Below are 20,026 nucleotides of genomic sequence, written 5' to 3'. Positions count from 1 at the left end.
TGCAGAAGCCGCCCGTTCAGAAGGGACCGGACCGAGATGACCCAGGGATTCAGCTTTGACCTGCATGCGACCGACGGCAAGGCCCGCACGGGCGTGATACGCACCCCGCGCGGCGAGATCCGAACGCCCGCCTTCATGCCGGTGGGCACCGCCGGCACCGTCAAGGCGATGCTGCCCGAAAGCGTGCGGGAAACCGGCGCCGACATCATCCTTGGCAACACCTACCACCTGATGCTGCGCCCTACGGCGGAACTGATCGACCGCATGGGCGGGCTGCACCGTTTCATGAACTGGCATGGGCCGATCCTGACCGATTCAGGCGGGTTTCAGGTGATGAGTCTCGCCGAGTTGCGCAAGCTGACCGAGCGCGGAGTCACCTTCCGCAGCCATATCGACGGCTCGCGCCATGAACTGACGCCCGAGCGGTCGATGGAGATCCAGCGGCTTTTGGGGTCGGACATCGTGATGGCGTTCGACGAATGCCCCGCGCTGCCCGCCGACCGGACGCGGATCGCCGAATCGATGCGCCTTTCCATGCGCTGGGCGCAGCGGTCCCGCGATGCCTTCGGCGACCGCCCCGGCCACGCGCTGTTCGGCATCCAGCAGGGCGGGCTGGAACGCGATCTGCGCGAGGAATCGGCCGAGGCGCTGAAGGCGATCGGGTTCGACGGCTACGCGGTGGGCGGGCTCGCCGTGGGCGAGGGGCAGGAGGCCATGTTTGCCACGCTGGATTTCGCCCCCGACATGCTGCCGGTGGACAAGCCGCGCTATCTGATGGGGGTGGGCAAGCCCGACGACATCGTTGGCGCGGTCAAGCGCGGCATCGACATGATGGACTGCGTGCTGCCGTCGCGGTCGGGCCGGACGGGGCAGGTGTTCACCCGCCACGGTGTGCTCAACATCAAGAACGCCCGCCACCGCGAGGATCCCCGCCCGCTGGACGAATCCTGCACATGCCCCGCCTGCCGCGGCTATTCGCGGGCCTACCTGCATCATGTGTTCCGCGCCAACGAGATCATCAGCGCCATGCTGCTGACATGGCACAACCTGCACTATTTCCAAGAGCTGATGGCGGGGATGCGCGCGGCCATCGCCGAGGGCCGGTTTGCCGCGTGGGAGGCCGAATTTCACGCCCGGCGGGCGCTCGGCGACATAGAACCGCTTTGATCGCGTCCGCCCCGGACGCATGAAAATCGCCCAAATTGCGCCCTTGCGCATTTGGGCGTGCAGGGCCATTCTTCGACAGGCCCTTGGGTCGGTTGAATCGCGCACGCCGCGCCCCATATTCCAAGGAACCAGAAAAGGAGACGGCCAGCGTTGCCTTACAGGGACCGGTCGTCTTGCCAACACCAAGGATAGAGCATGCAAGACCCTCTCAACACTACATATCCCGTCCTTCCCCTGCGGGACATCGTCGTGTTCCCGCACATGATCGTGCCGCTGTTCGTCGGGCGGGAAAAGTCCGTCCGGGCGCTGGAAGAGGTCATGGCAGATGACAAGCAGATCCTGCTGTCCAGCCAGATCGACCCGTCCGAGGACGACCCCATGGCGGAGGGTATCTACCGCACCGGCGTCTTGGCGAATGTTCTGCAACTGCTGAAACTGCCCGACGGGACCGTGAAGGTTCTGGTCGAGGGCCAGACCCGGGTGAAGATCACCGAATTCGTTGACAATGACGCCTATTTCGAGGCCGTCGCCGAGGAACTGACCGAGGTGCCGGGCGACGCGGCCACCACGCAGGCGCTGCTGCGCACGGTGGCGGACGAATTCGCCCGCTACGCCAAGGTGCGCAAGAACATCCCCGACGAAGCCCTGGCCGCCGTCAGCGAGGCGACCGATCCGGGCAAGCTGGCCGATCTCGTGGCCGGGCATCTGGGCATCGACGTCGCGCAAAAGCAGGATCTGCTCGAGACGCTGGTGATCAGCGAGCGGCTGGAAAAGGTCTATGGCCTGATGGAAGGCGAGCTGAGCGTCCTGCAGGTCGAGAAGCGGATCAAGACCCGCGTCAAGAGCCAGATGGAGAAGACCCAGCGCGAATACTACCTGAATGAGCAGATGAAGGCCATTCAGAAAGAGCTGGGCGACGGCGACGAGGGCGCCAGCGAGATCGCCGAGCTGGAAGAGAAGATTGCCAACACCAAGCTGTCGAAGGAGGCGCGCGAAAAGGCCGAATCCGAGCTCAAGAAGCTCAAGTCCATGAGCCCGATGAGCGCCGAGGCGACGGTGGTGCGCAACTATCTCGACTGGCTGCTGTCGATCCCGTGGGGCAAGAAGAGCCGGGTCAAAAAGGATCTCAAGCGGGCGCAGGAGATCCTGGACGCCGACCACTACGGGCTGGAAAAGGTCAAGGAACGGATCGTCGAATATCTGGCCGTGCAGCAGCGCAGCCAGAAGATGAAGGGTCCGATCCTGTGCCTCGTCGGGCCTCCGGGCGTCGGCAAGACTTCGCTGGGCAAGAGCGTGGCGCGCGCCACGGGGCGCGAGTTCATCCGCATCAGCCTGGGCGGGGTGCGCGACGAATCCGAGATCCGCGGCCACCGGCGGACCTATATCGGGTCGATGCCGGGCAAGATCATCCAGGCGATGAAGAAGGCCAAGACCACCAACCCGCTGATCCTTCTGGACGAGATCGACAAGCTCGGCCAGGACTTCCGCGGCGACCCGGCGGCGGCGCTTCTCGAGGTGCTGGATCCGGAACAGAACAACACCTTCGTCGATCACTATCTCGAGGTCGAATATGACCTGTCGAACGTGATGTTCCTGACCACGGCTAACAGCTACAACATGCCGGGGCCGCTTCTGGACCGGATGGAGATCATTCCGCTGGCCGGTTACACCGAGGATGAAAAGCGCGAGATCGCCAAGCGTCACCTGATTCCCAAGCAGGTGAAGAACCACGGGCTCAAGGCCAAGGAGTTCGAGCTGACCGACGAGGCGCTGACCGCGATCATCCGGCATTACACCCGCGAGGCGGGGGTGCGGAACCTCGAACGCGAGATCGCCAAGCTCTGCCGCAAGGCGCTGACAAAGATCGTCAAGGGCGAGGCCGAGCGCGTCGTGGTCACCGAGGACAACATCGAGGAGTTCCTCGGCGTCAAGAAGTTCCGCTATGGTCTGGCCGAGAAGGAGGACCAGGTCGGCGTGGTCACGGGGCTCGCCTATACCAGCGTGGGCGGCGAGCTGCTGTCGATCGAGGCGTTGCGCCTGCCCGGCAAGGGCCGGATGAAGACCACCGGCAAGCTGGGCGACGTGATGAAGGAATCGATCGAGGCCGCATCCAGCTATGTCCGCTCCATCGGGCCCCGGATCGGCATCAAGCCGCCGCAGTTCGATCGCTGGGACATCCACGTTCATGTGCCCGAGGGCGCCACGCCCAAGGACGGGCCTTCGGCGGGGATCGCCATGGTCACCTCGATCGTGTCGGTGCTGACCGGCATCCCGGTGCGCAAGGATGTCGCCATGACCGGCGAGGTCACGCTGCGCGGGCATGTGCTGCCGATCGGCGGGCTCAAGGAGAAACTGCTGGCCGCGCTGCGTGGCGGCATCAAGACGGTGCTGATCCCGAAGGAGAACGAAAAGGATCTGGCCGAGATCCCGGACAACGTGAAGGAAGGTCTGGAGATCATCCCGGTCGAAACCGTCGAAGAGGTGCTGGAGCGCGCGCTGGTGCGCCAGCCCGAGCCGATCGAGTGGGACGAGGCCGCCGAGGAGGCCGCCGCGGCCAAGGCGGCCGCGGCCGCCGGCAGCGAGGCGGCGCAGACCGCGCACTGATCGCTTCGGCATTGGGACGCAACAGGGGCGGGCCTTCGGGGGTCCGCCCTTTTTGCGTCTTTTACGCACCATATCTGGGGTCATGACCGGTTTGACCGGCGAAATGTGCCGAAAAGCTTGGATAAATGCGGATGCTGAAGTAGAAAATGACAAAAACTCAAAGAGAAAGCAGGACCATGGCAACGAGCAGAGCCGCCACCCGCAAGACGACCAGCGTCAAATCCACCGCAACGCGCACAACGCGCAAGACCACCTCCGCGCGGTCGGCCAAGACAGTCAAGACGGCCAAATCGGCATCGGCAAAGGCTGAACCGGCACCCGCACCGGAACAGCCATCTGTAACGGCGCCGACGCCGATGCCGCAGGTGGTCAAGGCAGCGGCTTCCGAACCCGCGCCCGATCTGCGCAAGAAGGAACTGATCGACCGCGTTGTCGCGACATCCGGCGTGAAGAAGCGCGACGCCAAGCCCGCGGCCGAAGCCACGCTGGCCGTGCTGGGCGAGATGCTGGCCGAGGGGCGCGAGTTGAACCTGCCGGGTCTGGGCAAGGTGCGCATCAACCGGGTCGAGGAAAAGGACGGCGCGCGGGTCATCGTCTGCCGGGTCCGTCAGACCGCCGGCGGCACTACTGATCGCTCGGACGCGCCGGAGTTCCAGGCCGGCTGACCTCTTGCAATGGGTGGCCGCGCTGTGCCACTGCGGTAGCGGCAAGAACGGCGATGGAGCGGCCCGATGAAGGTCAACGGCACACATTACCGTTCGCTCTGGTGGGACCGGGGCGAGCAGGTTCTCAAAATCATCGACCAGCGCTGGTTGCCGCATGACTTTCGCGTGCAGCCGGTCGCGACTCTGCAGGATTTCTGCGATGCGATCACCCAGATGCGGGTGCGCGGCGCGCCGCTGATCGGGGCGACGGCGGCCTATGGCATGGCGCTGGCGATGCGGCTGGACCCGTCGGATGCGCACCTGGACGCGGCATGGGAGCAGCTGAACGCCACCCGCCCCACGGCGATCAACCTGCGCTGGGCGCTGGACCGCTGCCGTAATGCACTGCGCCCCCTCGCGTCCCGGGACCGCGCCGCGGCGGCGCTGGAACTGGCCCATGCGATCGCCGACGAGGATGTGGAAATCAACCGCAGGATCGGCGAGCACGGGCTTGAGATAATTCGGGAAATCGCCGCCCGCAAACCAACCGGAGAGCCCGTGCGCCTGCTGACGCACTGCAATGCGGGCTGGATCGCGACGGTGGACTGGGGCACCGCCACCAGCCCGATCTATCAGGCCCATGACGCGGGCCTGCCCATCCATGTCTGGGTGGATGAAACCCGCCCGCGAAACCAGGGCGCGCTGACCGCCTGGGAACTGGGCAGCCACGGCATTCCGCACGCCTATGTCACCGACAATGCCGGCGGGCATCTGATGCAGCACGGTCTGGTGGACATGGTGATCGTCGGCACCGACCGCACCACGCGCACCGGCGACGTCTGCAACAAGATCGGAACCTATCTCAAGGCGCTCGCCGCGCGAGACAACGGCGTGCCCTTCTACGTCGCGCTTCCCTCGCCCACGATCGACTGGACGGTGTCCGACGGCGTGGCGGAAATCCCGATCGAGGAACGCGACGCGGGCGAGGTGACCCATGTTCAGGGGGCGCTGGGCGATGGCGGGATCGGCGCCGTCCGCGTGACGCCCGACGGGACAGGCGCGGCCAACCCGGCCTTTGACGTCACGCCGGGCCGGCTGGTGACCGGGCTCATCACCGAACGCGGCGTCTGCGCGGCCTCGGCCGAGGGGCTGGCGGCGCTCTTCCCCGAACGGGCGGCGGCATGAAGACGCCCTACACCGACCGCATCGAAATCCGGCAGGCCATTATCGACGCTTGCCTGCGGATGAATGCGCTGGGGATCAATCAGGGCACCTCGGGCAATGTTTCGGTTCGGGCTGGCGGCGCGATGCTGATCACGCCCTCGGCGGTGCCTTACGAGGCGATGACGCCCCAGATGATCGTTTCGGTTCCGCTCGACGCCGCCGAACCCGCACCCGTCGGGCCGAGACCCTCAACCGAATGGCGCTTTCACCAGCGGCTCCTGCGGGACAAGCCCGACATGCACGCGGTGGTCCACGCCCACCCGGTGCATTGCACCGCGCTTGCCATCAACCGCGAAGAGATCCCCGCCTGCCACTACATGGTCGCGGCCTTTGGCGGCAACACCGTGCCGCTGGCCGGCTATGCGCTGTTCGGCGGTGAGGATCTGTGCGACGAGGTCGCCCGCGCCATGCGCGACCGCCACGGCTGTCTCATGGCCAATCACGGCGCGGTGGTTGTGGGCGAAACGCTCGACAAGGCACTGTGGCGCATGATCGAACTGGAAACCCTAGCGCGCAGCTGGATCCTCGCCCGCAGCGTTGGCAAACCCCATATCCTGAGCGCGGCGGAAATCGACGAGGTCATGGTCAGCTTCGGCAATTACGGTTTCAAGTCGGACTGACGCCTCGATCCGTTCGGCCGTCCGGCGTGGTGGAATGCCGCGCTTCGGCTTGGTGGAAATTTTCCCGGTCCGTTTGAGGCGTGGCATGGTGCCCGCGCCTCAGCGCTTGTCCAGCGGGCGAAACCGGCAATGCTGGATCAGACAGGAAAGGGCCGCGGTCGTGGCGGGCGCCTGTTAGGCTGACATCGCGCCATGATCTTGACCATGAACATGACAGCGCCTTGCGAGAGAAGAATGGTGCCGGTGAAGGGACTCGAACCCCCGACCCCATCATTACGAATGACGTGCTCTACCAGCTGAGCTACACCGGCATTCTTCTCTGCGACCGTCAATTCCCACCGTGCCCGGCCCGAGGTGCGAGCCTGGCCCGGAAAGACCGAAGGCCCGATCGTCCGATGGGCCGAGCGCGGTGCGCAGCAGCCGTTTATCCGAACCCGCGGTGCCGTGCAACGCAAAAAAGCGGCGATCGCGTCCTGCGTGAAACCTGGCCAACCAACGGTTTTCGCGGCAATTTGGGGGGCGGCCGCTGGGGGCGTGGTTCGATACGCCTCACAAGACAATGCGCCCCGCCGGCAGGTCGGCGGGGCGCATCATGTTCAGGCTGCATTCCGGGACACGGCGCGCGCGTCCCGCCGCGCAGGCAGGGATCAGCAGCTGTAGTAGAGCTGATATTCCACCGGGTGCGGGGTGTGTTCGTAAAGTTCGACCTCTTCCATCTTCAGCGCGATGTAGCCGTCGATCTGGTTCTTGGTGAACACGTCGCCCTGCAGCAGGAAGTCGTGGTCGGCGGCCAGCGCATCCAGCGCCTCGCGCAGGCTGCCGCAGACGGTCGGGATACCGGCCAGTTCCTCGGCGGGCAGGTCATAGAGGTTCTTGTCCATCGCCTCGCCCGGATCGATCTTGTTCTTGATGCCGTCCAGGCCGGCCATCAGCAGGGCCGCAAAGCACAGGTAGGGGTTCGCCGACGGGTCGGGGAAGCGGGCCTCGACGCGCTTCGCTTTCGGCGATTCCGTCCACGGAATGCGCACGCAGCCCGACCGGTTGCGGGCCGAATAGGCACGCAGGACCGGGGCCTCGAAACCGGGGATCAGGCGCTTGTAGCTGTTGGTGGACGGGTTGGTGAAAGCATTCAGCGTCCGGGCGTGCTTGAGGATGCCGCCGATGAACCACAGGGCCTCGTCGCTGAGATCGGCATATTTGTCGCCGGCAAAGAGCGGCTTGCCGTCCTTCCAGATCGACATGTTGACATGCATCCCCGTGCCGTTGTCGCCCGCGATCGGTTTCGGCATGAAGGTCGCGGTCTTGCCATAGGCGTGGGCGACGTTGTGGATGACGTATTTGTATTTCTGCAGCTCGTCGGCCTGCCGGGTCAGGCTGTCGAAGATCAGGCCCAGCTCGTGCTGGCAGCTGGCCACTTCGTGGTGGTGCTTGTCCACCTTCATCCCCAGCCGCTTCATGGTCGACAGCATTTCCGAACGCAGATCCTGCGCCTCGTCCACCGGGTTGACCGGGAAATAGCCGCCCTTGACGCCCGGACGGTGGCCCATGTTGCCCATTTCAAACTCGGCATCGGTGTTCCACGACGCATCCGTGGCGTCCACCTGATAGGACACCTTGTTGATGGTGTTGGAAAACCGCACGTCGTCGAACAGGAAGAATTCGGCCTCGGGGCCGAAATAGGCCACGTCGCCGATGCCCGAGGACTTCAGATAGGCCTCGGCCTTCTGGGCGGTGCCGCGCGGGTCGCGCTCGTAGTGTTCGCCGGTGTCGGGTTCCACGACCGAGCAATGGATGCAGACGGTCTTTTCGGCGTAGAACGGATCGACATAGGCGCTGTCGGTGTCGGGCATCAGTTTCATGTCCGAGGCTTCGATCGACTTCCAGCCGGCGATCGACGAGCCGTCGAACATGAAGCCTTCTTCCAGGAAGTCCTCGTCCACCTGGTCGGCCAGCACGGTGACGTGCTGCAGCTTGCCGCGCGGGTCGGTGAAGCGGATATCTACGTATTCCGCCTCTTCTTCCTTGATCAGCTGAAGAACTGCGTCCTTGCTCATTTCCATTGTCCTCTTGATTGGAAATTGTCTGCGTTACAGCGCGTCCGGCCCGGTTTCGCCGGTGCGAATGCGGATGGCCTGTTCGACCGGGCTGACGAAGATCTTGCCGTCGCCGATCTTGCCGGTTTTCGCCGCCCCCACGATGGCGTCGATGGCGCCGTCCACCTGATCATCATCAAGGACGACCTCGATCTTCACCTTGGGCAGGAAATCCACGACATATTCGGCGCCTCGATAAAGCTCGGTATGCCCCTTCTGCCGGCCGAAGCCCTTGACCTCGATCACGCTCAGTCCCTGGACGCCGGCGTCCTGCAGCGCCTCCTTGACTTCGTCCAGCTTGAACGGCTTGATGATCGCTTCGATCTTCTTCATCGCGGCACTCCTCGCATCCTTGTCATTGCGCGTCAGATCACTTCTTGTGGCAGGGCACAATCGGATACGGTCAGGGACGGCGCGCAGTCGGAAATTGTGCCGGCGTTGTGATCGAAATTTGGGCGAGCTGCACAAATTGCGGGCAGTTTTGAATCGTGAGCACAGGACGAGGGACCGAAATGAGCGAACTTCTCACGGCAGAGCAGATGCGCGCGATCGAACGGCGGGCGATGGCCGAGGGCGGGCTGACCGGGCTTGACCTGATGGAGGCCGCGGGGCGGGGCGTGGTTGAGGCCGTGTTCGCGCACTGGCCCGACCTGGCTGCGGTGCCGGGCCGGGCGGTGGTGCTGTGCGGTCCGGGAAACAATGGCGGCGACGGGTATGTGATCGCCCGTCTGCTGCGGGGCTGGGGCTGGGGGGTTGACGTTTTCTCCTATGGCGACCCGGCGCGCCTGCCCGCCGATGCCAAGGCGAATTGCGACAGATGGCGGGCAGCCGGCGGGGCGGTCGCGCCGCTGGAGGCATTCAACGCGGGCGAGGCGGGCGCAGGGGCCGATCTGGCTGTGGATGCGCTGTTCGGAACCGGGTTGTCGCGCCCGCTGGACGACCGGGCGACCGCCGCCCTGAGACGTCTGGCCCGGATGCGCGGCACCGTGTCCCGCACCCGCGTGGTCGCGGTGGACATGCCGTCGGGCTATTGCTCGGACAGCGGGCGGGCGCTGTTCGACGTCGCGGTGATCGCCGCGCAGAACCCGGATGCGCGTCCCGGCGCCGACCTGACCGTGACCTTCGAGCGTCCCCGGCTGGGGCACCGGCTGGATCCGGGCACCATCGCGGCGGGTCATGTGGCGGTCAAGCCGATCGGGATCCGGTCCGGCGGCGGTCTGTTGCGCGAAACGGATGGCCCTGTTGCGCGCGCCTGCACGATCGCGCCCGAGCGCCTGGCCAAGAGCGACGCCGATCACAAATACCGCCACGGACACGCGTTGGTGCTGAGCGGCGGGGCCGGGCGGACCGGTGCGGCGCGGCTGGCCGCGCGGGCGGCGCTGCGGGTGGGGGCGGGACTGGTGACTCTGGGCGTGCCGCCGGCCGCGCAGCAGGAGGTCGCCTGCCAGATCACCGCCCTGATGCTGCGCCGGATCGCGGATGGCGCGGCGCTGTCGGCGCTGCTCGCGGACCGCCGGTTCAACGCCCTGTGCCTGGGGCCGGGGTTTGGCACGGCCGAGGCCCAGGCCGCGCTGGTCAAGGCGGCGCTGGAGGCGGGGCGGGCGACCGTGCTGGACGCGGACGCCCTGACGCTGCTGGCCGGCGATTCGGGGCTGTCCGGCGTGCTGCATGACGGTTGCGTGCTGACACCCCATGGCGGCGAATTCGCACGCCTCTTTCCCGACATTCACGCCCGCCTGGCCGAACCGCCGCGCAGCGGACCGGCCTACTCCAAGGTGGACGCCGCGCGCGAGGCGGCGGACCGGGCCGGCTGCGTGGTCCTGTTCAAGGGGCCTGATACGGTGATCGCGGCGCCGGGCGGGGCGGCGGCGGTGCATTCCGCCCATGGCGACCGCGCGGCCCCTTGGCTGGCCACCGCCGGGGCGGGGGATGTTCTGGCGGGGCTGATCGCGGGGCTTCTGGCGCGCGGCCTGCCGCCGGTGACAGCGGCCGAAACCGCCGTGTGGCTGCATGTGGACTGCGCGCGGGCCGTGGGCCCGGGGGTGATCGCCGAAGACCTGCCCGAGGCGCTTCCTGGCGTGCTGGCGGCGCTGGGGGTATAGACTGCGCGGCGTCGGAGCCGTCGATGCGGGCGCGGCAAGGGCCGATCTGTCGCACCTCGCGCAGGGGCGGCGACTGCGTTTTCCCGATGCAGCCCGTTGCCGGCGGTGCGGGGATGTGGCAAAAGCGCTTCGACCCGAAAGAGCGAGAGAGCGCTGCAATGACCGATTTCGCCACCCGCCGCCGCGTCATGGTCGATACCCAGATTCGGCCCTCGGACGTGACCAAGTTCCCGATCATCGAGGCGATGCTGGAGGTGCCGCGCGAACTGTTCGTGCCGGACGCCCGGCGCGAGGCCGCCTATGCCGACGAATGTGTCGATCTCGGCGGCGGGCGCGAGCTGCTGCCGCCTCGGACTTTGGCGAAGATGCTGGACGCTCTGTCCATCGGCCCGGACGATCTGGTTCTGGATGTGGGCTGCGGGCTGGGCTATTCGACCGCGGTGATCGCGCGGATGGCGCAGGCCGTGGTCGGTGTCGAGCAGGACGAAGCCATGGCCGCCGAGGCCGAACCGCTGCTGGCCGAGATCGGGGCCGACAATGCGATCGTCCATGCCGGCCCGCTGGCCGAAGGCGCCGCCGAGCACGGGCCCTATGATGTCATCGTGATCGAAGGCGGGGTCGAACGCGTGCCCGATGCGCTGATCGATCAGCTGAAGGAAGGCGGCCGGATCGCCGCGATCTTCATGGACGGCGCGCTGGGCACGGTGAAAACCGGGCTCAAGGTCGGCGGTGCGGTGTCCTGGCGGTTCGAGTTCAATGCCTCGGCCCGGGTGCTTCCCGGCTTTGAAAGAGAGCATGAATTCGCATTGTGACAACGTTATGCGGTGCTGAAGTCGGCGCCGGCGATATTGTTCGGGACATGGAAAGGCCTCAGGATTGGGCCAAAGCTACAGAGTGATCGGAATGGCAGTCATGAGCAGAGCATTTGGTAAAGGTCTGGTTCGGGCGATGGTCCTTGCCGGAGGGATCGCGATGGGTGCCGTCGGAGCGGGGCCGAGGGCGGCGCAGGCCGACAACCTTGCCGACGCTCTGGTCGGTGCCTACAACACCAGCGGTCTGCTGAAACAGAACCGGGCCCTGCTGCGTGCGGCGGACGAAGACGTGGCGCGGGCCGTCGCCGCCTTGCGTCCCGTGGTGACCTGGACGACCCAGGTTACGCGGTCTTTTACGGACGGGGTGAGCCGTTTTGGCGTTTCCTACAATTATGACGACAGCTCCTTCTTCACGGGGCTGCAGCTGGATGCGCTGCTGTATGACGGCGGGGCCTCGCGGCTGAGGAAACAGGCGGCGCAGGAAACCGTGCTCGCCACCCGGCAGTCGCTGTTGCAGGTCGAACAGCAGGTAATGCTGCGGGCGGTTGCTGCCTATGTCAACGCATTGATCGCCGAGGAAAACGTGCGGCTGCGGGAAAACAACCTGCGCGTGCTGCAAGAGGAGCTGAAGGCCGCGCGGGACCGATTTGATGTCGGTGAAGTAACCCGCACCGACGTCGCCCTGGCCGAGGCGCGCGTGGCCAATGCCCAGTCCGGCCTGGCGACGGCGCGCGGCGAACTGGCCAGTGCACGGGCGGAATATGTGAATGTGGTCGGGCATGCGCCGGGCAAGCTGAGCGGCCAGCCGCCCCTGCCCAGGATTCCGGCCTCTGAAAAGGACGCGCAATCCGTCGCGCAGCGCAACCACCCGCAGATTCAGGCGGTCCAGCATCAGGTGAAGGCGGCGGAACTGAACGTGCTGAGCGCGAGCAAGGCCTACGGACCAACCGCCAACCTGCGGTTGTCGGCCGGAATCACCGAATATTCGGGCACGTCGTTTAGCACCGACAATGCGGCGGCGTCGGTCGTCGTCCAGCAGCCCATCTTTCAGGGCGGCGCGCTGGCCGCCACGCATCGCCGCGCGATGGCGCAGCGGGACGCGGCGCGGGGCAATCTGCTGGAGGTCAAGGATCAGGTCGTCCAGGCGGTCACCGATGCCTATGTGCGCCTGAACACCGCGCGGGCCAGCTTGAAGGCGACCGAGGAACAGGTTCGGGCCTCGCGGGTGGCGTTCGACGGAACCCGGGAAGAGGCCAAGCTGGGCGCGCGCACGACGCTTGACGTGCTGATCGCCGAGCAGGATCTGCTTGATGCGCTGACCCTGCGCAACCAGGCGCGCGGCGAGCTGTCCTTTGCCTATTACCAGGTGCTGTTCGCCCAAGGCCTTCTGACGGCCGAGCATCTGGGCCTGCCCGTGCAGATCTATGATCCGACGCTTTACTACAACATGGTCAAGGACGCCCCGGCGCGTCTGAGCAAGCGCGGCAAGGATCTGGACCGGGTTCTTCAGGCGATCGGCAAGAAATAGGACGCGGCCCTTTCTGTTGTGAGAAGTCGCAACGGGGGTTAAACTCGCCCAGAGGCGAGAATGGGCGAGCACATGTCTGATCCAGTATCAAAGACCGTTATCGAGGATGTTCTGTCCTCGATTCGGCGACTTGTCAGCGAAGACAGCCGTATAGGGCCGCGACGGGTCGTTTCCCGCGAACGGGTCGCGCAGGACAAGCTCGTGCTCACGCCGGCCTTGCGGGTGGCGGATGACGAGACGTCAGAGGGCGAAAGCGAATCATGGATCGACGAGATCAATGCGCTGCGGGACGAAACCGGATGGTTTAGTAATCAGTTCGGAAACAACGCCGCGGATGAGGGTGCCGCACCTGACGGTATCGATCTTGTCGAGGCCGAACCTGCAGAGACAGAGCGCGAAGAGACCGGCATCGCGCCCGAGCCGGAGATGGCCGCGGCATTCGAACCCGACCGCGTCGACGATTCGCCCGACGCCGAGAGCGGGCTGGACGTGGGCAAAGAGCCGTGGCGTGACCCCGAGGCGACTCTGTTCGCGTCGGCACGCGAGGCCGGGTGTGAAGCGGTGACCGAAAGGCCCGACGAAAACGACGTGATCGATCCCTCAGACGGAGGGGCGGCGGGAGAATTCCAGCCCCGCCTGCATCTGGATCTGGTGGAGCGCGAGTCATCCGGCGACCTGAAGGGGGGGGAACCGGCCGATGATCCGCGCGCAGAGACGGATCGGGAGGCAGACGAAGGCGCGGACAGCTTTCGGGAATCGATTTCGGACGACATCATTGAGCCGGCGGAGGAGGGCATCGGAGACGGTGAGGCTTTGGAAGAAGACTTCGAACGGCGCACCGAGAACCTCACCGCCAAGATCAAGGCCCTGGAAGAAGCGATCGGGCGCAGTCACGAGCAGTTCGAACCGGACGGCCCCGGCGAAGACGACTATGCCGGAACGCCAGTCCGGCCCATCGAGTGGGAGAACGGCGGGAATCCCTCCCGGTCGTCCCCGGCGGGCGTGATCCGGGGCGTGTTCGAAAGGGAAACGATTGCCGCGCAACCGGAGGGAATGCCGGAGCAGGACGGCCACGGCGCTGACGGGCGCGCGCAGGACGGCGAAGGCAAGGGGGCGGGCGGCGATATCCGCGGAATGTTCGTGCACAGGCCTCCTGAGCCCCACGCATCGGACGACTCCCGGGAGCCTGTATCGGTTTTCGACGACGAAGCGGTGCTGGACGAAGAAAGCCTGCGCGAACTGGTCGCGGACATCGTGCGCCAGGAACTTCAGGGCGCTCTGGGCGAACGGATCACCCGAAATGTCCGCAAGCTGGTGCGCCGGGAAATCCATCGGGCACTGGCGGCGAAAGAGCTGGAATAGGTTCTTCCGGCCTCAGCCCGCGCGGCGGGCGACAAAGTCGCTGACCGTTTCGACGATCAGGGGGGCAAGGGCTGTGGTTATCATGTGCCCCATCCCGTCGATCTGTTTGTATTCGCCGCCGGGGATGATGTCGGCGAGTTCGCGACCCTTGTCCGGCGGTATCAGGGCGTCGTGCGTTCCGTGAATGACAAGGCAGGGCAGCGCGAGGCGGCGCAGCGCCTCGCATCTGCCGTGCTGCGACGCGACGGCCAGGAATTGCCGGTTGATTCCCTGCGCATCCACGCCCCGCGCATGGGCGCACGCCGCCATTTCACGCAGTTCTTCGTCCGTGGCAGGAAATCCGGGACTGCCCCACAGGGCGCTCTCGGCGATCTGAGAGGCGACATAGTCCGCGAGGCCTTGAGGACGGCTCAACAGGCGCGACGTCAGTTCGGCGGTTGATTCGGGTTCGCTCCCGCTGATCGCGGAAAACGGCCCGCAGGCGGTCATCACGAAGGTCGCGGTCAACAGTCTTGCGCCGTGATCGAGCGCCAGAATCTGGGCGATGGCGCCCCCCATTGAGATGCCGAAGACATGCGCGCGTGGGATATCCAGCGCGTCCATCAGGCCAACGACATCGCGCGCCATGTCATTGAGCGTATAGGCCGGGCGAAGAGGGACTCCACGTCGCAGCGCCTCAAGGATCTCGTCGGCGGAAGACGGCACACCGGGCGCGGGGCAGCGTTGCGACAGGCCGACATCGCGGTTGTCGAAGATGACAACCCGGAACCCGCGCGCGGCAAGGCCCTCGGTCAGCGCGGCCGGCCAATGGACCAGTTGCGTGCCGAGGCCCCGTATCAGGATGATGGGCGCACCCGAACCCGGGCCGTGCAGTTCCACCTCAAGCCGTATCCCGTTCGCGTCGATCTGCATGCGGATCTGTTCCCCTGTGGCCTTCATCCCGACTGTCCGTCGGGGAGGCGGCAAAGTAAACCTCTGCATGGCGCTGCTTCGGGCCGGGGCCGGGCAAAAAAATGCTTCGGGGTTGTTGACAGAATCCGTGTCTGCTCCTAGCTAAGCCCCGTTAGCACTCGCCAGCGGTGAGTGATAATATCTCCCGCCGAGGAGCGCGGGAGGAGATGGATAACGGACTTTGAGCCTCAAGGAGCTGCAAAGATGGCTTTCAAACCTCTGCATGACCGGGTGCTGGTGCGCCGCGTGGAAAGCGAAGAAAAGACCGCCGGCGGACTGATCATCCCCGACAGCGCGAAGGAAAAACCCAGTGAAGGCATCGTGGTCGCCTGCGGCGAGGGCGCTCGCAAGGACTCGGGTGAGCTGATCCCGATGTCGGTCAAGGAAGGCGACAAGATCCTGTTCGGCAAGTGGTCGGGCACCGAAGTCACCATCAACGGTGAAGAGCTGCTCATCATGAAGGAAAGCGACATCTTGGGCATCATCGAGGACGAGGCCGCCGCCAAGGCCGCCTGATCGTTCCGATTGCCGGATCGCATGAGCTGAACAAGAAACGCACGAAATCAGGAGTGTAACTGAAAATGGCTGCAAAGGACGTCAAGTTCGACACCGAAGCCCGCAACAAGATGCTTCACGGTGTCAACATCCTCGCCGACGCGGTGAAGGTGACCCTCGGCCCCAAGGGGCGCAATGTGGTTCTCGACAAGTCCTTCGGCGCGCCGCGCATCACCAAGGACGGTGTGTCGGTCGCCAAGGAAATCGAGCTTGAGGACAAGTTCGAGAACATGGGTGCGCAGATGGTCAAGGAAGTGGCCAGCCGCACCAACGACGAAGCCGGTGACGGCACCACCACCGCGACCGTGCTGGCCCAGGCCATCGTGACCGAGGGCATGAAGCGCGTGGCCGCCGGCATGAACCCGATGGACCTCAAGCGCGGCATCGACCTGGCCACCGACAAGGTGGTTGAGGAAATCAAGAAGATGGCCCGTGAAGTCAAGGACAGCGACGAGGTCGCCCAGGTCGGCACCATCTCGGCCAACGGCGAAGTCGAAATCGGCCGCCAGATCGCCGACGCGATGCAGAAGGTCGGCAACGAGGGCGTCATCACCGTCGAAGAGAACAAGGGGCTCGAGACCGAAACCGAGGTCGTCGAGGGCATGCAGTTCGATCGCGGTTATCTGTCGCCCTATTTCGTGACCAACGCCGACAAGATGTCGGCCGAGTTGGAAGACTGCCTCATCCTGCTGCACGAGAAGAAGCTGAGCTCGCTGCAGCCGATGGTTCCGCTGCTCGAGGCCGTGATCCAGTCGCAGAAGCCGCTGCTGATCATCGCCGAGGACGTGGAAGGCGAAGCCCTGGCCACGCTGGTGGTCAACAAGCTGCGCGGCGGTCTGAAGGTTGCCGCCGTCAAGGCGCCGGGCTTTGGTGACCGTCGCAAGGCCATGCTGCAGGACATCGCGATCCTGACCGGCGGCCAGGTGATCTCGGAAGATCTCGGCATGAAGCTCGAGAACGTGACCATCGACATGCTGGGTTCGGCCAAGAAGGTCGTTATCAAGAAGGACGACACCACGATCATCGACGGTGCCGGCGACAAGGCCGAGATCGAGGCCCGCGTCAACCAGATCCGTCAGCAGATCGAGGAAACCACCAGCGACTACGACCGCGAAAAGCTGCAGGAGCGCGTGGCGAAGCTGGCCGGCGGTGTTGCCGTGATCCGCGTCGGCGGCATGACCGAAGTCGAGGTGAAAGAGCGCAAGGACCGCGTCGATGACGCCCTGAACGCGACCCGTGCCGCCGTTCAGGAAGGTATCGTGGTCGGCGGCGGCGTCGCCCTGGTGCGTGCCGGCCGGGTTCTGAAGGATCTGAAGGGCGCCAACGAGGATCAGGACGCCGGTATCGCCATCGTGGCCAAGGCCGTCGAGGCTCCGCTGCGTCAGATCGCCGAGAACGCCGGTGTTGACGGTGCCGTGGTTGCCGGCAAGGTCAAGGAAAGCGACGACATTTCCTTCGGCTTCAACGCGCAGACCGAAGAATATGGCGACATGTTCGCCTATGGCGTGATCGACCCGGCCAAGGTGGTCCGCACCGCGCTGGAAGACGCCGCGTCCGTGGCCGGTCTGCTCATCACCACCGAGGCGATGGTGGCCGACAAGCCCGAGCCGAAAGGCGCGGCTGCCGGCGCCGGCGCTGGCATGCCGGACATGGGCGGCATGATGTAATCGACGCCCAAAGGCACGACTGAGGCCGCCCTTCGGGGCGGCCTTTTTCGTATGGGCCGCGCCAGCCGCTTGCGCGTCATGCGCACCGGGACACCAGATGCTCCGGCTGCCTTGGCGGGAGGTCGGGGAGAAGTTCTGTGCCGGGCCTCGGGCGGTCAGGCGGGCGGTCCTGCGCGGTTTGCTCATCCTTCGGATTCCTTGGCAGGTGCTTCACCGTCGCGGCCTGACCCCGCGCAGGCCGAGCAATCTTCCGAGATCGTGCTGCAAGTGGAACCGGCCGGCAAGAATGGTGACTTCGGATCGTCTTTGCGATCCGACCGGCGCGAGGGGGCGCTGCCCCCTCGCGCTCCCCCCTCGCGCTCCCCCGGAGTATTTTTCGCAAGATGAAGGGTCCGGGGCGGGGCGCGTCTCGGGACGATTTCCCTGTCGACACTGGAAGAACGGTTTCCGATGTGCTGACGCCTTCGGTGAGTGAAACCGGGCGGCGCCTGTGCGCGGGACGTTCGAAGCATTCCCGGGGGCGAGCCAGGCCTGCGGCCGCGAGATTGCTGTGGCACCAAAGTCTTTGCCGGATCGCCCGGGGTTTGGCAGAGTCGGCCGATGGCCGAATGACCGCCCGGCCCGCGCAGGCCACGGTTGACCGCGCGGGGCCGCTGCGTCATCACCTTTGCCCATGACCCTGCGCCTTGCCCTGCTGCTTGCCCTGACCATGACCGCCTTTGCCGCCAATTCAATCCTGAACCGGATGGCGGTGGGCAGCGGCGGGATCACGCCGGAAACTTTCGCCTATCTTCGCGTGGCCTCGGGCACACTGATACTGGCCCTTCTTGCGCTTGTGCGGCGCACGCGGCTGCCGATGGGGCGGCGCCAGTTGGTCGGCGCCCCGGCGCTGGCGGTTTACATGATCGGTTTTTCGCTGGCCTACCGGACTCTGGACGCCGGCGTGGGCGCGCTGATCCTGTTTGGTGCCGTGCAGATGTCGATGTTTCTGATCGCGGCGGCCATGGGGCATCGCTCGTCAGTGCGACAGGTTGCGGGGGCCGCGGCTGCCTTTGCCGGGTTGGCCTTGATCCTCTGGCCCGGTGCCGGATGGCAGGCCGAGCCCGTGGGCGCGGCGCTGATGGTGGCGGCGGGGATTGGATGGGGCGTCTATACGTTGGCCGGTCGGGGCGCGGCCGATCCCTTGGCGGCGACCGGGGCGAACTTTCTGCTGACGCTGCCCATGGTGGCGTTGGCGGCGCGTTTCTCGGGTGGGTTTGATGCGGCTGGCAACTGGACGGGATTCTGGCTGGCGATCATTTCGGGGGCGGTGACGTCCGGGCTGGGCTATGCGCTCTGGTATGCGGTTCTGCCGCGGATCGAGGCGGCGACGGCGGCCTTGGTGCAGCTCAGTGCCCCAGTGATCGCCGTGGCGGGCGGCACTGCACTTCTGGGCGAGGTGCCGAGCCCGCAGTTTCTGGCCGGGGCCGTGCTGGTTCTGGGCGGCATCGCCTTTGGAATCGCGCCGCGGCGAGCTCGATGACCGGGCTGGCGCTGGATCTTGTCGGCGGGCAGGTGCTGCGACCGGGCACCGGGTTGGTGCGGGACCGGCTGTCCTTTGCCGACGGGCGCATTGTCGAGCCTCCCGTTGGGCGGGCGGTGGACCTGTCAGGGTTCCGGGTGCTGCCGGGGATCATCGATGCGCATGGCGACGGGTTCGAGCGCCACGTTGCGCCGCGGCGGGGGGCGGTGCGTGATCTGGCCGAAGGGCTGGCGGCGGCCGAGGCCGAACTGGCGGCGAACGGGATCACGTCCGCCGTTCTGGCCCAGTTCTGGAGCTGGGAGGGCGGTTTGCGTGGACCGGATTTCGCGGATCGGCTGTTCCATGCGCTGGCGGGGCTGCGGGACAAGGTGGCGACCGACCTGATCGGGCAGTTGCGGTTCGAGACGCATATGCTCGATGACTATCCCTCCCTGCCCGATCGGCTGGCCGGGTGGGGGGTGGACTACGTCGTTTTCAACGACCATCTGCCGCATGACCGGCTGGCGCAGGGGCGGCGGCCGCCGCGTCTGACAGGGCAGGCACTGAAAGCCGGGCGCAGCCCCGAGGCGCATCTGGAACGGATGCGGGCGCTGCATGCGCGCGCCGAAGAGGTGCCCGCCGCGCTGGAGGCGTTGTGCGCGGAACTGTCGGCGCGCGGGGTGCGGATGGGCAGTCATGACGACCGGTCCGCCGAGATGCGCACCGTGTGGCGGGCGCGGGGGGTGCGGATTTCGGAATTTCCCGAAACCCGCGCGGCGGCGCAGGCCGCGCGGTCGGGGGGCGACGCGATCGTGCTCGGGGCGCCCAACGTGCTGCGGGGTGGGTCGCATAACGGCAATGTCGGAGCGGCGGCGCTGATTGCCGATGGGCTATGCGATGCGTTGGCGTCCGACTATCACTATCCGGCGTTGCGGCTGGCGGCGTTGCGGCTGGTGCGCGAACAGGCGCTGACGTTGGAACAGGCCTGGGCGTTGATCTCGGAAGGGCCGGCGCGGGTGCTGGGACTGGATGATCGCGGGCGGCTGGAGCCGGGAAAGCGGGCGGATCTGGTGGTTCTGGACGCCGAAACCGGGCGGGTTGGCGCGACCATTGCGGGCGGGCGCGTGAGTTTCCTGTCAGGGGCTGTGGCCGAGCGGTTTCTCGCCTGATCGGCCGTGCCGCGGGCGGCGCCGTTC

General features: G+C 66.0%; 16 protein-coding genes and 1 tRNA gene. 13 read left to right on the top strand and 4 right to left on the bottom strand.

The genetic code is table 11. The features are described from left to right. Window positions 1-36: 36 nt before the first annotated feature. From tgt to C4S70_RS10150, 5 genes are all read left to right on the top strand, one after another. Complete coding sequence (tgt, locus tag C4S70_RS10170) at window positions 37-1,167, top strand: tRNA guanosine(34) transglycosylase Tgt (protein ID WP_104007998.1); 1,131 nt, start codon at window positions 37-39, stop codon at window positions 1,165-1,167. A 195-nt stretch (window positions 1,168-1,362) separates the two neighbouring features. After that, on the top strand, window positions 1,363-3,771 hold the full coding sequence (lon, locus tag C4S70_RS10165) for an endopeptidase La (protein WP_104007997.1): 2,409 nt from the start codon (window positions 1,363-1,365) through the stop codon (window positions 3,769-3,771). Between the two features lie 176 nt (window positions 3,772-3,947). Continuing rightward, complete coding sequence (locus tag C4S70_RS19095; protein WP_235003786.1) at window positions 3,948-4,436, top strand: HU family DNA-binding protein; 489 nt, start codon at window positions 3,948-3,950, stop codon at window positions 4,434-4,436. A gap of 66 nt (window positions 4,437-4,502) precedes the next feature. Next, complete coding sequence (gene mtnA / locus C4S70_RS10155; RefSeq protein ID WP_104007995.1) at window positions 4,503-5,600, top strand: S-methyl-5-thioribose-1-phosphate isomerase; 1,098 nt, start codon at window positions 4,503-4,505, stop codon at window positions 5,598-5,600. Further along, window positions 5,597-6,259: a class II aldolase/adducin family protein gene (locus C4S70_RS10150; protein WP_104007994.1), complete on the top strand. Its 663-nt coding sequence runs from the start codon at window positions 5,597-5,599 to the stop codon at window positions 6,257-6,259. Before mtnA ends, C4S70_RS10150 begins: the two co-directional genes overlap by 4 nt. Before the next feature lie 235 nt (window positions 6,260-6,494). Here C4S70_RS10150 and C4S70_RS10145 read toward each other — a convergent pair. From C4S70_RS10145 to C4S70_RS10135, 3 genes are all read right to left on the bottom strand, one after another. Continuing rightward, window positions 6,495-6,570, bottom strand: a tRNA-Thr gene (locus tag C4S70_RS10145). A 336-nt stretch (window positions 6,571-6,906) separates the two neighbouring features. Then, window positions 6,907-8,313, bottom strand: a complete 1,407-nt coding sequence (gene glnA, locus C4S70_RS10140) for a type I glutamate--ammonia ligase (protein ID WP_104008079.1) — start codon at window positions 8,311-8,313, stop codon at window positions 6,907-6,909. A 33-nt stretch (window positions 8,314-8,346) separates the two neighbouring features. After that, window positions 8,347-8,685 carry a P-II family nitrogen regulator gene (locus C4S70_RS10135; protein WP_104007993.1) on the bottom strand — a complete coding sequence of 113 codons (339 nt, stop codon included), beginning with the start codon at window positions 8,683-8,685 and terminating at the stop codon, window positions 8,347-8,349. Window positions 8,686-8,864: 179 nt separating this feature from the next. On the opposite strand from C4S70_RS10135, the gene C4S70_RS10130 reads away from it, so the two are divergent. The 4 genes from C4S70_RS10130 (at window position 8,865) to C4S70_RS10115 (ending at window position 14,156) form a co-directional block, all read left to right on the top strand. Continuing rightward, window positions 8,865-10,454 (top strand): NAD(P)H-hydrate dehydratase, encoded by a 1,590-nt coding sequence (locus C4S70_RS10130; protein ID WP_104007992.1) that lies wholly within the window; start codon window positions 8,865-8,867, stop codon window positions 10,452-10,454. Between the two features lie 158 nt (window positions 10,455-10,612). Beyond that, complete coding sequence (locus tag C4S70_RS10125; RefSeq protein ID WP_104007991.1) at window positions 10,613-11,266, top strand: protein-L-isoaspartate O-methyltransferase family protein; 654 nt, start codon at window positions 10,613-10,615, stop codon at window positions 11,264-11,266. 100 nt (window positions 11,267-11,366) lie between these two features. Beyond that, window positions 11,367-12,794 (top strand): TolC family outer membrane protein, encoded by a 1,428-nt coding sequence (locus C4S70_RS10120; protein ID WP_104007990.1) that lies wholly within the window; start codon window positions 11,367-11,369, stop codon window positions 12,792-12,794. A gap of 60 nt (window positions 12,795-12,854) precedes the next feature. Further along, a complete protein-coding gene (locus C4S70_RS10115; RefSeq protein ID WP_146064193.1) occupies window positions 12,855-14,156 on the top strand; it encodes a hypothetical protein in 1,302 nt (433 codons plus the stop codon). 12 nt (window positions 14,157-14,168) lie between these two features. Here the strand turns inward: C4S70_RS10115 and C4S70_RS10110 are convergent, their stop codons facing one another. After that, a complete protein-coding gene (locus C4S70_RS10110; RefSeq protein ID WP_160114865.1) occupies window positions 14,169-15,068 on the bottom strand; it encodes an alpha/beta fold hydrolase in 900 nt (299 codons plus the stop codon). A 243-nt stretch (window positions 15,069-15,311) separates the two neighbouring features. Here C4S70_RS10110 and groES point away from each other — a divergent pair, with 243 nt between their 5' ends. From groES to C4S70_RS10090, 4 genes are all read left to right on the top strand, one after another. Then, window positions 15,312-15,623, top strand: coding sequence for a co-chaperone GroES (gene groES / locus C4S70_RS10105; RefSeq protein ID WP_104007987.1), 312 nt, complete (start codon window positions 15,312-15,314; stop codon window positions 15,621-15,623). Between the two features lie 65 nt (window positions 15,624-15,688). After that, on the top strand, window positions 15,689-17,329 hold the full coding sequence (groL, locus tag C4S70_RS10100; RefSeq protein ID WP_104007986.1) for a chaperonin GroEL: 1,641 nt from the start codon (window positions 15,689-15,691) through the stop codon (window positions 17,327-17,329). A gap of 673 nt (window positions 17,330-18,002) precedes the next feature. Continuing rightward, complete coding sequence (locus tag C4S70_RS10095) at window positions 18,003-18,851, top strand: DMT family transporter (protein ID WP_327315352.1); 849 nt, start codon at window positions 18,003-18,005, stop codon at window positions 18,849-18,851. After that, window positions 18,848-19,999 (top strand): alpha-D-ribose 1-methylphosphonate 5-triphosphate diphosphatase, encoded by a 1,152-nt coding sequence (locus C4S70_RS10090; RefSeq protein ID WP_104007985.1) that lies wholly within the window; start codon window positions 18,848-18,850, stop codon window positions 19,997-19,999. The genes C4S70_RS10095 and C4S70_RS10090 overlap by 4 nt, the downstream gene beginning before the upstream one ends. Window positions 20,000-20,026: the final 27 nt, after the last annotated feature.

Source organism: Jhaorihella thermophila (assembly GCF_900108275.1).
Lineage (GTDB): Bacteria > Pseudomonadota > Alphaproteobacteria > Rhodobacterales > Rhodobacteraceae > Jhaorihella > Jhaorihella thermophila.
Note: the sequence above shows the minus strand (reverse complement) of the source record. Positions and strands in the feature narration are given on the sequence as shown.

What these genes read in the sequence shown, in the direction of transcription:
- C4S70_RS10135 (WP_104007993.1), bottom strand. Translation starts at nt 8,685, where the DNA reads ATGAAGAAGATCGAAGCGATCATCAAGCCGTTCAAGCTGGACGAAGTC.
- C4S70_RS10090 (WP_104007985.1), top strand. Translation starts at nt 18,848, where the DNA reads ATGACCGGGCTGGCGCTGGATCTTGTCGGCGGGCAGGTGCTGCGACCG.
- groES (WP_104007987.1), top strand. Translation starts at nt 15,312, where the DNA reads ATGGCTTTCAAACCTCTGCATGACCGGGTGCTGGTGCGCCGCGTGGAA.
- C4S70_RS10110 (WP_160114865.1), bottom strand. Translation starts at nt 15,068, where the DNA reads ATGCAGATCGACGCGAACGGGATACGGCTTGAGGTGGAACTGCACGGC.
- C4S70_RS10150 (WP_104007994.1), top strand. Translation starts at nt 5,597, where the DNA reads ATGAAGACGCCCTACACCGACCGCATCGAAATCCGGCAGGCCATTATC.
- C4S70_RS10115 (WP_146064193.1), top strand. Translation starts at nt 12,855, where the DNA reads ATGGGCGAGCACATGTCTGATCCAGTATCAAAGACCGTTATCGAGGAT.
- groL (WP_104007986.1), top strand. Translation starts at nt 15,689, where the DNA reads ATGGCTGCAAAGGACGTCAAGTTCGACACCGAAGCCCGCAACAAGATG.
- tgt (WP_104007998.1), top strand. Translation starts at nt 37, where the DNA reads ATGACCCAGGGATTCAGCTTTGACCTGCATGCGACCGACGGCAAGGCC.
- mtnA (WP_104007995.1), top strand. Translation starts at nt 4,503, where the DNA reads ATGAAGGTCAACGGCACACATTACCGTTCGCTCTGGTGGGACCGGGGC.
- C4S70_RS10120 (WP_104007990.1), top strand. Translation starts at nt 11,367, where the DNA reads ATGAGCAGAGCATTTGGTAAAGGTCTGGTTCGGGCGATGGTCCTTGCC.
- C4S70_RS19095 (WP_235003786.1), top strand. Translation starts at nt 3,948, where the DNA reads ATGGCAACGAGCAGAGCCGCCACCCGCAAGACGACCAGCGTCAAATCC.
- lon (WP_104007997.1), top strand. Translation starts at nt 1,363, where the DNA reads ATGCAAGACCCTCTCAACACTACATATCCCGTCCTTCCCCTGCGGGAC.
- C4S70_RS10130 (WP_104007992.1), top strand. Translation starts at nt 8,865, where the DNA reads ATGAGCGAACTTCTCACGGCAGAGCAGATGCGCGCGATCGAACGGCGG.
- C4S70_RS10095 (WP_327315352.1), top strand. Translation starts at nt 18,003, where the DNA reads ATGACCCTGCGCCTTGCCCTGCTGCTTGCCCTGACCATGACCGCCTTT.
- glnA (WP_104008079.1), bottom strand. Translation starts at nt 8,313, where the DNA reads ATGAGCAAGGACGCAGTTCTTCAGCTGATCAAGGAAGAAGAGGCGGAA.
- C4S70_RS10125 (WP_104007991.1), top strand. Translation starts at nt 10,613, where the DNA reads ATGACCGATTTCGCCACCCGCCGCCGCGTCATGGTCGATACCCAGATT.